Here is a 10,305-nt window from a genome sequence, read left to right as displayed (position 1 = left end):
ACGCTGATGCCCTCCACGCTGGCGCTGATCACCACGATGTTCCCCGACCCCCGCCAGCGCGGGATGGCCATCGCGGTGTGGGTGACGATGTTCTCGGTCGGCATCGCGCTCGGCCCGGTGGTCGGCGGCGCCATGCTGGAGTACTTCTGGTGGGGCTCGGTCTTCCTGCTGGCCATCCCGATCATGGCGCTGCTGCTGATCGCCGGCCCGGTGCTGCTGCCGGAGTACCGCGACGAGAACGCCGGCCGTCTCGACCTGGCCAGCGTGCTGCTGTCGCTCGGCGCGATCCTGCCGGTGATCTACGGGCTCAAGGAGATCGCCAAGGGCGGGGCGGGCGTGCTGCCGGTGCTGGCCCTGGTGGTCGGCCTGGCCGTGGCGGGCGCCTTCGTCCGGCGCCAGCGCACGCTGGCCAGCCCGCTGCTGGACTTCCGGCTGTTCGCCGGCCCCACCTTCCGCACCGCGCTGGCCACCCTGCTGGTCAGCATGCTGGTGGCGGGCGGCACCTACCTGTTCGTCACCCAGTACCTCCAGCTCGTCGGCGACCTGTCGCCCATGACGGCGGGCCTCTACCTGCTGCCGGCGGCCTTCGCGCTGATCGTCACCTCGGTGGTCTCCCCGATCGCCGCGGCCAAGGTGCGGCCCGCGTACGTCGTCGCGGCCGGTCTGGCGGTGTCGGCGCTGGGCCACGTCATGCTGGCGACGGCCGACAGCACCTCCGGCATCGCCCAGGTGGTCACCGGCTTCGCCTTCGTCTACGCAGGCGGCGGCCCGCTGGTGGCCCTCGGCACGGACATCGTGGTCGGCTCGGCCCCGCCGGAGCAGGCCGGTGCGGCCTCGGCCCTCTCGGAGACCAGCACCGAGCTGGGCATGGCGCTCGGCGTGGCGCTGCTCGGCAGCCTCGGTGCGGCCGTCTACCGGGCCGGGGTGGAGGTGCCCGGCGGGGTGTCCGACGACGCGGCCGGCACGCTCGCCGGGGCGATGGAGGCGGCCAAGGGCCTGCCCGCCGATGCGGCGGGCGCGTTCCTGGACTCCGCCCGGGCCGCGTTCACCGACGGCATGAACGTCATCGGCGGGATCGGGGCCGTGCTGGCACTCGCCAGCGCGGTGCTGGTGGTCCTGGTGATCAAGGCCCCGCCGGCGGGGGCCGGGGCGGAGGAGGAGGCCGGCGCGGAGCCGGTGGTGGCCGCGGTGGAGTAGCGCCGGTCGGCGGCGCAGCCGCAGCGCCCGACGGCCGGTCCGGGACGGGACCGGCCGTCGGCGCATGTCCGGACGCCGTCCGCCGTGCCGTGTCCGGCGATGGCCGCCACCGACCGTGTTGACATACCGACGGTACGCAAATAGGTTCAGTTGACATACCGTTGGTACGTGAATGGGGATGCCGTCCATGCTGGCCAGCTTCCGTCCGGTGATCTGTACGTCCCGCCTCGACGAGACCCGCGCGTTCTACGCCGGGCGCTTCGGCTTCGAGACGGTGCGCGAGGCGCCCTGGTGTCTCGTCCTCGGCCGCCCCGCCCCCCGGCCCGTCGAACTCACCCTCGTGGACCCGTCCCACCCGGAGGCGCCCGAGGAGTGGAAACGGCCGGTGCGCGCGGTGCGGATCGTCCTGGAGGCGGACACCGGGGGCGGGCGAACGGTCGTGGACCCCAACGGCGTCCGCGTCGACGTCGTACCGACAACTGCGAGGGACCCAAGGGGAGAGGTGCCATGGCAGGAAGAATCGATCCCGACACGGCGGCCGCGGTGATGCGCGCGGCGGGCCTGGAGCCGTTGGAGCCCTACCCGGGCGCCAACGTGGCCTGGAACTGCCGCTGCACCGCCGGCGCCCACCGCGTCGCGCCCACCTTCACCCTGGTGCGCACCGGCCGGAGCGCCGGCTGCCGCGAGTGCGGGCGCACCGCCGCCGGCCGCCGGCGCCGCGCGGCCGGACAGGAGCGCGCGGAGGCGGACATGCGGGCGGCCGGATACGAGCCGCTCGACCCCTACCCGGGCGCCCGGGTGCGCTGGCGCTGCCGCCACCTGCCCTGCGGCCGGACCGTCCACCCCCGGCTGTTCAAGATCCGTGCGGGCGGCGGGGGTTGCCTCACCTGCGCGGGCCGCGCCCCGGTGGACCCGGCCGCCGCGGTGGCCGAGATGCGCGCGGTCGGCATGGAGCCGCTGGAGCCCTTCCCCGGCCGGGTGCGCGACCAGTGGCGCTGCCGCTGCACCCGGTGCGGCCACATCGGCACCCCGATGCTCAACAACATCCGCCGCGGCCAAGGCGGTTGCTACCCCTGCGCGCACCGCCACCGGCAGCCGTCCCGGCTCACCGCGCGCGCAGCGCCTCAAGCAGTCGGGTGAGCGCCCGGACGGTGTCCGCCAGGTCGTCGGGGCCGCCCGAGGCCGCCAGCCACAGGGCCGCCTCGTTCATCGCACCCGACAGCAGGTGGGTGAGCGGCGCGGCCGGCTGGGCGGGGATCGTCCCCTCGGCGATCAGCACGGCGAGCACATCGGCCAGGTGCCGGCCGGAGGTGGCCTCGTTCATGGCCCGCCACTCGCTCCAGCCCAGCACGGCAGGCCCGTCGACCAGCAGGATGCGCTGGACCGACGGGTCGGTGGAGGTGCTGAGGAAGGCCTCGCACCCGGCGACCAGCTGCTCCCACGGCTCCTCCCGGGCGTCCGCGGTCACCGCGATCCGCTCGGCCACCTCCTGCTGCACCTGCTCCAGCACGGTGCGGAACAACGCGGTCTTGCTGTCGAAGTGGTGGTACAGCGCGCCCTTGGTCACCCCGGCCGCCGCCACGATCTCCGCCAGCCCCACGGCGCCGTACCCCTCCGTCGAGAACAGCCGCCTGCTCTCGCGCAGCAGCGACTGCCGGGTCTGCTCCCGCTGCCGGGCCCGCACTCCCTGCGCCATCGTGGCCCCCTGTCCTTGACGTACTGAAGGTATGCCAACAAGGTACCGGCCCGACACCCCTCCCACCGGCCCCGGTCACCCGACATCCCCCGCACCGCTTCTGTCGGGTCACCGGGGCCGGTGGCGCCGCAGGATGGGGGCATGGACGACACGACCTTGACCTCCCGCTTCCTCCGCGACGGCTTCGTGAAGCTGGAGGGCGCCGTCGCGCCCCGGGTGGCCGCCGACTGCGAGCGGCTGCTGTGGCGCGAGACGGGCTGCGACCCGGACGACCCGGCGACCTGGACCCAGCCCGTCCACCGGGTGGGCGGCCTGGCCCAGGGCCCGTTCGCCGCCGCCCCCAACTCCCCGGCGCTGCACCACGCGTACGACCTGCTGGTCGGTGCCGGGCGCTGGGAGCCGCGCTACTCGCTCGGCACCTTCCCGCTGCGCTTCCCGCACCCGGAGGAGCCGGACGACGCGGGCTGGCACATCGAGGGGAGCTACCTGCCGGCCGGCGAGACCTGGTACTTCACGAACCTGCGCTCCCGGGACCGGGCGCTGCTGATGCTGTTCCTGTTCAGCGAGGTCGGCGAGGAGGACGCCCCGACCCGGATCAGGGTCGGCTCGCACCTCGACGCGCCGAAGGTGCTGGCGGAGTACGGGGAGGACGGCGCGAGCGGGTTGGCGCTCGCCCCCGCCCTGGTGGCCGCCTCCGACCACCGGCCGCTCGCCTTCGCCACCGGCTCCCCGGGCGACGTCTACCTGTGCCACCCGTTCCTGGTGCACGCGGCGCAGCCGCACCACGGGCTGCGGCCGCGCTTCATGGCTCAGCCGCCGCTGATGCCGGCCGCACCGTACGAGCTGGAGCGGGCCGACGGCGCCTACTCGCCGGTGGAGCTCGCGATCCGCCGGGGCCTGGGGCTGTCCTAGGGTGTGTCTGACACACCCTGGCGGGCCACCCGGTTCAGGACGCGGGGGTGGGTGCACGGGCGCTGAACTAGTCCTGGAAGACCACTTCCGGATTGTCCGCCGAGGGGCCGTCCAGCAGCGGGCTGGGGATCCCCTCCAGCGTCCGGTCGAAGAACGCCGTCACGTACGCGCGGGTGATCGCCACCCCGCGCTCCGGGGAGAGGGGCGGCGTCGGGAACCCGGCCTGCTCCTGGATCAGGTCCAGGTCGGAGAAGCTGAAGTGGTCGGCGCCGGCGACCGTCAGCCACTTCTTGTAGCCGCCGAGGGCCGCCCAGGCGTCCCCCCACGTGGTGTCGGTGCCGCTGGGCGAGTGGCTGTCGGTGATGCCCAGCATGAGGAACGGCCGGTCGATCCGGCCGGGCGCCGGGGCCGGTTTGAAGGCGCCGTCCAGGTTCACCCCGGCCCGTACGCGCGGGTCGGCGACCATCGTGTCGGCGGCCGCCGCTCCGCCGATGGAGTGTCCGGCCATGCCGATCTGGTGCTTGTCGATGAGGTGCGCCAGGGGCCACGCGGTGTTGCCGTGCGTTAACCGGTCGATCACGAAGGACGCGTCCAGCGCACGGTTGGCGGGGACGGCGTCGACCTTCGTCGGGTCACCGCAGATCGCGCACGGCGGTGTCCGGCCGTTCGCCAGCGTCTCACCGCTGTCCCCGTTGGTGTCGCCGACGAGCGCGACGACGTAACCGTGACTGGCCAGCTCGGTCGCGAGCGAGGTGAGCGTCATGCGCGGGTTCTCGAACGCGGGGGAGAGGACCACCAGCGGATGCTTGCCGCGCTGCGGCCGCGCGCCGTCGAAGGCGTGGGTGGTGACGCTGGAAAGGGTCTGCGGGGTGACGCCGGAGCTCGCCGGCAGTTCCGGCGCTGGAGGATCCCGGCTGCCTCGGCGAGGGTCGTGTAAGGGGCCGGAGTGCCGGTCCCGGGGACGGCCGGGTAGACCATCGTGACGGCCAGTTGGCGGGGGCCGGACGACGGCACCCACGGGTCGGGACGGCTCTCGTCGGTGAGGTGGATGACGTCCTCGCCGGCGGCGTAGGGGCCGGTCGGTGCGGGGAGTGCGCCTTGGAAGGTCCGCGTGGCCGCCGGTGTGGCCGCCGGCGCGGTCGTGGCGGCGAACCCGGCGCCGGTTCCGGTGACGAGGGCGGCGAGCGCCAACGCTGCGACAGCGCCCATGCGGTGATTGCGTTTCATGGGAGGGACGCTAGATCCCGCGGCTCCGGATCGGATTAACCCGCAGAGGTAACCGTCCTGTTGTCGCTCGTAGCCTCCGTGGGGTACCGGATTCATACGCCAGTACTACGGTCGCCCGGTCCCCCGGCCGGTCACGCCTCGACGGGCACCCCGAACCGGATCGAGTAGCGCTGCTCCAGCTCGGCGACCCGCCCGGGCAGCGCGTCGCGCACCCGGGCCAGCTCGGCCCCGTGCTCCCGGACGAAGGTGTCCCGCAGTGCGGCGCGCAGCGGCTCGCGGGCCGCCTCGACCGGCCGCATGCAGAGGGCGTAGGCCGCGCCGAGGCGGCGGTCCTCGGCGCGGGCGGCCTCCTCGGTCGGGGCGCTCTGGAGGGCGCGGTCCACCTGGTCGAAGAAGTGCTGCTCGCCGTCGGCCCGGACGCCCTGCCCGGCCAGGCAGTCCGGCAGCTCCCGTCGGGCGGCGAGCACCGCTTCGTCCCGTTCCAGGACGGCGAGGCCGGTGAGCCAGGCGGACTGCAAGGGCCCGTAGCCGGAGCGCAGGTGGTCGGAGGCGGTCGCGCCCTCCCGGTCGCAGCGCTGCTGGGCGGCCGGGTCGGCGGACGCCGTGGGCACCGCTGCCGGGGTGGGGGCGGTCGGGACGGTGCTCGGGCTGAACCCGTGGCGGGCGATGTGGGCCAGGTCGGGGATCTCGAACTGACGGATGAACATCGGGGGCGGGGCGTCGGGCACCTGGACGCGGGCGGTGGCCAGGCAGTCGCGCATCGCCCGGTCCCGGACCAGGGCGGTGAAGCCGTCGAGCCCCTGGGTGAGCCGGGTGTCCGCGCCGTTGGCCGGCAGCAGCATCGGGGTGAGGTCCGTCGGCAACCGGTAGTCCACGGCGGCCCGTTCGGCGGAGGGCGGCGCGGTGGCGGCCGTGGCTCCCGGGCCGGCGGCCGAGCATCCGGTCGTCAGGGCCAGGGCGGCGCAGAGCAGTCCGGCCGCCGGGTGCGGGGCGGTGGTGCGGCGCGGACGCCGGTGGACGCGGGGCATGGGCGGAGGACTCCGGCGGGGCGGGGGAGGACGGGAGCGGTGATGGGCGCGAAAGCACCGTGGCCCCCGCCCGCTGTCCGGGCGGGGGCCACGGGGGGGGCGTCAGTGCACGACGACGAGCTGGTCACCCGGGTTGCGGCTGATCACGGTGAACTGGGTGCCGGGGCTCAGGTCGGTGATCAGGGTGTTGGCGGGGTCGTTGATGTCATGGGTCCCGTTGTCCAACTGGACGTAGCCGCGCGAGGCGCCGATCCAGCCACTGCCGGAGGACTTCCGGTAGTAGCCGGCGTAGCCGGAGTACTTGCCCCACGGGTTGTTCGACCAGGAGACGTTGACGTCGTGGCACGGGGAGTTGGACTTGGTGAGGACCGTGACGTTGTTCAACGTGGTGCCCTGGCTGGTGATGCTGTTGGGCACGCAGCCGGCGGCCGAGGCGGCGGGCGCCAGCACGACCACCGAGGTGGCGGCGGTGCCGGCCACGGCGAGGGCGGCAAGGAACTTCTTCATGAAATGACTCCCCAGGGGAACGACACGGGCGGCGGAAATCCCGGCAGGGGCCGCCCAAAGCGCCGCAAGGTTATCCCGGGAAATCACCCGGACCTGCACGATCATCTGCTTTACGGCGTCTTTGCCTCATCTTGTGATCGTATTGAAATAGTTTCGGAAGTGCATTCAGCCCACCACGCTCGCGACCCCGGACACCGGGTGCGACGGCCCGGCGGGCGAGCGGATCCGCACGTTCGGCGAGCTCGGCGCCGCGATCGTGGCGGAGGCCGAACGGCTGCTGGCCGGCCCCTGGCCGCCGCACGGACCGCGCTGACGGCCTCCCGGCGGAAGTGTCCGGTCAACGTCGGGTGAACGTCGTGGTCGGTCCGTACGGGCCGCGGTGAGGATGGACCCCGCGCCGGCGACGGCGATTCCTACCGACTGGGGGGCAACGAATGAGGTACCGGTACACGGCCGTGCTCGGTGTGGCGGCCGCACTCGTCACGGTGATCGGCGCGTCGGGAACGGCGAACGCCTACTACAACCAGGACAACCTGGTCATCGGCAGCGTCAAGTTCATCGATCACCACCTCGGGAGCGTGTACGGCAGCTACGAGCTGAGCTCGACCACCTACAGCACCGGCGCGGCCAACCTCCGCTGGAAGGTCGCGTCCGCCGCGCCCGACACGGGTTACCCGAACGTCCAGCTCCGCAACGACAGCAGCGGGCGCTGCATGCGGGCGATGAGCTCCGGCACGGTCCAGATGAAGTCCTGCGACGACAAGGACCCCTACCAGATCTGGGCGATGACCAACGGCGCGTACGGCACCCAGTTCTTCAACTTCGCCGTGCGTTCCTGTCTGGACAACGGCAACAACAGCCCCTACCTGTTCCACGAGGAGGGCTGCAACAGCAACAACCCGTACCAGAGCTGGTACCTGACGCGGTAGCGCGCGGGCCGGAACCGGACAGCAACCAGAGCAACCACCGACAACACCAGGAGACACCGATGATCACGAAGCGCACCGCCGTCCGCCTCGGCGCCGTCGCGGCCGTCGCCGCGGTCGGCTTGGGCCTCAGCACCGGGATCGCGTCGGCCGACACCACCTACCCGGCCAACGTCCCCGGTTGTGCCGGGGGCATGGTGGTCTCGTTCTACAGCGGGCACGACCACGTACAGGGCTACGCGATCTCCACCGGGGGCAACGCGTGCAGCGTGGTGCTCTCGCAGTCCAACGGCGGGAGCTCCAGCAACTGGACCAACATCCCTCACGACACGGCCTGGACCGACACCCTGCTGGACGCCGGGATCACCTCGCACGTCGTGGTGTGCAACGGCGACACCGGCCGATGTGCCACCAGCGTCTCGTACTGACCGGTGCCGTTTCCGACCGCCCGGCCCGCGGGGCCGGGCGGTCGGCCGCGTCTCACCTCGTGATGTCGCCGTCCGGCAGGTCCTGGACGGTGACCTTCCCGCGCGGCTGGCCCAGCAGGCGGGCCACCGCGTCGCCGATCCCCTGCGCGTCGCCGGTCGGCCCGGGCGGGGCCGTGTCGGTGTACCGCTCGACGGCCTTCCGGAAGTACGAGGGGTTCCAGGCCCCGACGGCCCCGCTGACGTCGACGGACTGCACCGGCCGGTGGCCGACGGCCCGCCTGATGGCGGGGAGGATCTCGTCCGAGCTGTACTTCCCCGGGACCTGGAACAGGCTTGCATGGCCACCGACCTTGCCGCCGTCCCGCAGCAGGACGGTGACGACCAGGCAGCTGGTCACCGACGGGTAGGTGATCGTCCCCCGCGGACCCACCTCGCCGACCTCGCCCTCCGTGATCCGGACGGAGGTCGCGGAGGGCGAGGAGGGCGGGGCGGCGGACGCCGCGGGTTGCCCGGGCGACGGCGCACCGGCCTGCGCGGCGTCGGCCCCGCCGGCCGTGCAGACCGCCAGCACCATCGCCGCTCCGACGGCCAGCCCCGCCCTTGCCACGCCCCGCCCGGACCTCACCAACACCATGACCCCACATCCCGGAGAACCGGCCTGCGCCCAGCCGCGCAGGCACGCGGCCACACATGCTTCCGAGGACGAACGATCCCGTCAACTCGATGCCCCCGGCGGCGCCCACCGTCGTGAACCACCACCGACCCCGCTGCCACCGCCCGTTCCGGCGCCAGTGCGGCCGCTGACGCCGAGGAGGGCACGGTCAGTCGGTGGCCCGGGCGGCGGCCGGCAGCGGTTCGACCCCGACGACCCGGCGGATCCGGGTGGGCTCGACGAACACGGTGACCCGCCGCTCGCCGGGGATGCGCCAGCCGTACTCCTCGACGCCGAGGTACTTGCGGGCGAGGCGGTCCATCTGCCGGTCGGCCTGCTCGCCGGTCACGAACTCGACGGCCCGGCCGTGGATCTGGACCCGGTCGTACGGATCGGCCGGGTCGGAGGCGGAGAGGCAGACCCGGGGGTCGTGGCGCAGGTTGCGCTCCTTGATCCGGCCGACGGAGGTGTTGAAGTACACCCGCTCGCCCTCCAGACCGACCCACATCGGCGTGACGTGCGGAGCACCGTCCACCCCGGTCGTCGCCACGAACCAGATCCACGGCTGCGCCAGCCGCGCCCGGAGGTCCTCCGTCCAGATGTCCACCGGCCGTCCTCTCTCGTCGTTCCGCGGCGGCCCCTGACGGGTGCCGCCCGTCTGATGCCGCCTCAGCGTAGCGAGCCTCTCGCGCTGGAACGGGAAGTCGACCGGGCCGACTTCCCGTTCCAGTACCGGGCGGTACAGTGCGATCCGGTGCGACGGCCCCGCGCGGTCGGCCACCAGGTGGATCGGGGGAGGGACGGGATGGACGGACGCACGGTCGTCCTCGACGAGTTGGCGCAGGGCGTCCGGCCACTCGGTGAGGGCCTGAGCTGGTTCGAGGGCCTGGCCGACGCCGAGCAGTGCGAAGTCCTGCGCATGCTGGCGGAGTTCTGCCTCCAGGCCCGGGCCACCGGCGAGGACGGCCCGGAGAGCATCCGCCGGGCCGGGATCAGGCCCACCCACACCCCGGCCGTCCTGCTCGTGCGCGGGCGCATCGGCGAGCAGCTGGTGAAGATCGCCGACCTTCCGCAGGACGAACGGGCCAAGGCGTTCCGGCTGCTGGTGGCGTTCCTCGGTGTCGCCGACGAGCGTCGGCGGGCCGTCTTCTGCGCGGGCGGGTGTGGGCACGCCTGGCACCACGTGGGAACCTGACTCCGGCCGCGACCCCGACTCCGGCCGCGACCCCGACTCCGGCCGCGACCCCGACTCCGGCCGCGACCCCGACTCCGGCCGCGACCCCGACTCCGGCCGCGACCCCGACCCCGACTCCGGCCCCGACCCCGGCCGCGAGGAGCCCGGCGGTTTCGGGACGACGGCGGGGTGGTCACTTCGCCGAGAGCGCACGGATTGCGCCGTTCGGGTGAGCGCGGGGTTCGGCTGGGCGGCCCGGTGGGCAGAGCCTGCGACATGACGACACCCGGGATCACCCGCCGCCACCGCCGCCGTTCCACCGCGCCCGCGTCCGCCGCCCAGGCCCGGCCCGTGCGGCAGCCGGTCCCGGCTCCGCCGGTCGGCCGGTGCTGCCGCACGTGGTCCAGCGAACACCTCACCCGGAGCGGCCGGGCCGTCCGCACCACCTGGCACGAGCCCGCCTGCCGGTCCTGGCACACCACCGCGTGACGGGCGGTGGCCGTGTCGGGGGAGCGGCCGCTGCCCGGCCCGCCGTGCCGAACGCCGGGGGCGATCTAC

14 protein-coding genes are annotated in these 10,305 nt (G+C 73.7%); 8 read left to right on the top strand and 6 right to left on the bottom strand.

The window, feature by feature from the left end; genetic code table 11:
* The 3 genes from ACFXOZ_RS25605 to ACFXOZ_RS25595 form a co-directional block, all read left to right on the top strand.
* Positions 1-1,197 (top strand): MFS transporter (locus ACFXOZ_RS25605; RefSeq protein WP_380592852.1); only part of this gene is annotated, 1,197 nt, incomplete at its 5' end.
* Between the two features lie 187 nt (positions 1,198-1,384).
* The gene (locus ACFXOZ_RS25600) at positions 1,385-1,744 is read left to right on the top strand and encodes a VOC family protein (protein ID WP_380592850.1); all 360 of its coding nucleotides are present in this window, start codon (positions 1,385-1,387) and stop codon (positions 1,742-1,744) included.
* Complete coding sequence (locus tag ACFXOZ_RS25595) at positions 1,705-2,337, top strand: hypothetical protein (protein ID WP_380532837.1); 633 nt, start codon at positions 1,705-1,707, stop codon at positions 2,335-2,337. Before ACFXOZ_RS25600 ends, ACFXOZ_RS25595 begins: the two co-directional genes overlap by 40 nt.
* Here ACFXOZ_RS25595 and ACFXOZ_RS25590 read toward each other — a convergent pair.
* Complete coding sequence (locus ACFXOZ_RS25590) at positions 2,303-2,893, bottom strand: TetR/AcrR family transcriptional regulator (protein WP_380532839.1); 591 nt, start codon at positions 2,891-2,893, stop codon at positions 2,303-2,305. The two genes, ACFXOZ_RS25595 and ACFXOZ_RS25590, sit on opposite strands and share 35 nt — an antisense overlap.
* 141 nt (positions 2,894-3,034) lie before the next feature.
* On the opposite strand from ACFXOZ_RS25590, the gene ACFXOZ_RS25585 reads away from it, so the two are divergent.
* Positions 3,035-3,805, top strand: a complete 771-nt coding sequence (locus ACFXOZ_RS25585; protein WP_380592848.1) for a phytanoyl-CoA dioxygenase family protein — start codon at positions 3,035-3,037, stop codon at positions 3,803-3,805.
* Positions 3,806-3,872: 67 nt separating this feature from the next.
* Here the strand turns inward: ACFXOZ_RS25585 and ACFXOZ_RS25580 are convergent, their stop codons facing one another.
* The 3 genes from ACFXOZ_RS25580 to ACFXOZ_RS25570 all read right to left on the bottom strand — a co-directional run bounded on the left by ACFXOZ_RS25580 (position 3,873) and on the right by ACFXOZ_RS25570 (position 6,567).
* Entirely contained in the window at positions 3,873-4,601 is a 729-nt protein-coding gene (locus tag ACFXOZ_RS25580; RefSeq protein ID WP_380592846.1) for an alpha/beta hydrolase family protein, read from the bottom strand.
* A gap of 562 nt (positions 4,602-5,163) precedes the next feature.
* On the bottom strand, positions 5,164-6,060 hold the full coding sequence (locus ACFXOZ_RS25575; protein ID WP_380592845.1) for a hypothetical protein: 897 nt from the start codon (positions 6,058-6,060) through the stop codon (positions 5,164-5,166).
* A 102-nt stretch (positions 6,061-6,162) separates the two neighbouring features.
* On the bottom strand, positions 6,163-6,567 hold the full coding sequence (locus ACFXOZ_RS25570; RefSeq protein ID WP_380528591.1) for a hypothetical protein: 405 nt from the start codon (positions 6,565-6,567) through the stop codon (positions 6,163-6,165).
* Positions 6,568-7,001: 434 nt separating this feature from the next.
* On the opposite strand from ACFXOZ_RS25570, the gene ACFXOZ_RS25565 reads away from it, so the two are divergent.
* Positions 7,002-7,496 carry a ricin-type beta-trefoil lectin domain protein gene (locus ACFXOZ_RS25565; protein ID WP_380592843.1) on the top strand — a complete coding sequence of 165 codons (495 nt, stop codon included), beginning with the start codon at positions 7,002-7,004 and terminating at the stop codon, positions 7,494-7,496.
* A gap of 59 nt (positions 7,497-7,555) precedes the next feature.
* The gene (locus ACFXOZ_RS25560) at positions 7,556-7,921 is read left to right on the top strand and encodes a hypothetical protein (protein WP_380592841.1); all 366 of its coding nucleotides are present in this window, start codon (positions 7,556-7,558) and stop codon (positions 7,919-7,921) included.
* A gap of 52 nt (positions 7,922-7,973) precedes the next feature.
* Here ACFXOZ_RS25560 and ACFXOZ_RS25555 read toward each other — a convergent pair whose 3' ends face one another.
* Together ACFXOZ_RS25555 and ACFXOZ_RS25550 are read right to left on the bottom strand one after the other, a co-directional pair.
* Complete coding sequence (locus ACFXOZ_RS25555) at positions 7,974-8,528, bottom strand: hypothetical protein (RefSeq protein ID WP_380592839.1); 555 nt, start codon at positions 8,526-8,528, stop codon at positions 7,974-7,976.
* 214 nt (positions 8,529-8,742) lie between these two features.
* Positions 8,743-9,180, bottom strand: coding sequence for a PPOX class F420-dependent oxidoreductase (locus ACFXOZ_RS25550; protein WP_380528602.1), 438 nt, complete (start codon positions 9,178-9,180; stop codon positions 8,743-8,745).
* A gap of 198 nt (positions 9,181-9,378) precedes the next feature.
* Between ACFXOZ_RS25550 and ACFXOZ_RS25545 the strand changes: the two genes are divergently transcribed.
* Together ACFXOZ_RS25545 and ACFXOZ_RS25540 are read left to right on the top strand one after the other, a co-directional pair.
* Positions 9,379-9,768, top strand: a complete 390-nt coding sequence (locus ACFXOZ_RS25545; RefSeq protein ID WP_380592837.1) for a DUF5958 family protein — start codon at positions 9,379-9,381, stop codon at positions 9,766-9,768.
* Positions 9,769-10,023: 255 nt separating this feature from the next.
* Positions 10,024-10,236, top strand: coding sequence for a hypothetical protein (locus tag ACFXOZ_RS25540; RefSeq protein ID WP_380528606.1), 213 nt, complete (start codon positions 10,024-10,026; stop codon positions 10,234-10,236).
* The last annotated feature ends 69 nt before the right edge of the window (positions 10,237-10,305 follow it).

Origin of the sequence: Kitasatospora sp. NPDC059160, from assembly GCF_042755465.1 — a bacterium.
In the GTDB taxonomy this organism is placed as follows: Bacteria; Actinomycetota; Actinomycetes; order Streptomycetales; family Streptomycetaceae; genus Kitasatospora.
The sequence above is the reverse complement of the archived record's forward strand: the minus strand, read 5'-3'. Positions and strand labels throughout refer to the sequence as shown.

Excerpts from the sequence above, each read along its gene's own strand:
- ACFXOZ_RS25560 (WP_380592841.1), top strand. The coding sequence starts at position 7,556 with ATGATCACGAAGCGCACCGCCGTCCGCCTCGGCGCCGTCGCGGCCGTC.
- ACFXOZ_RS25565 (WP_380592843.1), top strand. The coding sequence starts at position 7,002 with ATGAGGTACCGGTACACGGCCGTGCTCGGTGTGGCGGCCGCACTCGTC.
- ACFXOZ_RS25600 (WP_380592850.1), top strand. The coding sequence starts at position 1,385 with ATGCTGGCCAGCTTCCGTCCGGTGATCTGTACGTCCCGCCTCGACGAG.
- ACFXOZ_RS25585 (WP_380592848.1), top strand. The coding sequence starts at position 3,035 with ATGGACGACACGACCTTGACCTCCCGCTTCCTCCGCGACGGCTTCGTG.
- ACFXOZ_RS25590 (WP_380532839.1), bottom strand. The coding sequence starts at position 2,893 with ATGGCGCAGGGAGTGCGGGCCCGGCAGCGGGAGCAGACCCGGCAGTCG.
- ACFXOZ_RS25545 (WP_380592837.1), top strand. The coding sequence starts at position 9,379 with ATGGACGGACGCACGGTCGTCCTCGACGAGTTGGCGCAGGGCGTCCGG.
- ACFXOZ_RS25575 (WP_380592845.1), bottom strand. The coding sequence starts at position 6,060 with ATGCCCCGCGTCCACCGGCGTCCGCGCCGCACCACCGCCCCGCACCCG.
- ACFXOZ_RS25570 (WP_380528591.1), bottom strand. The coding sequence starts at position 6,567 with ATGAAGAAGTTCCTTGCCGCCCTCGCCGTGGCCGGCACCGCCGCCACC.
- ACFXOZ_RS25540 (WP_380528606.1), top strand. The coding sequence starts at position 10,024 with ATGACGACACCCGGGATCACCCGCCGCCACCGCCGCCGTTCCACCGCG.
- ACFXOZ_RS25595 (WP_380532837.1), top strand. The coding sequence starts at position 1,705 with ATGGCAGGAAGAATCGATCCCGACACGGCGGCCGCGGTGATGCGCGCG.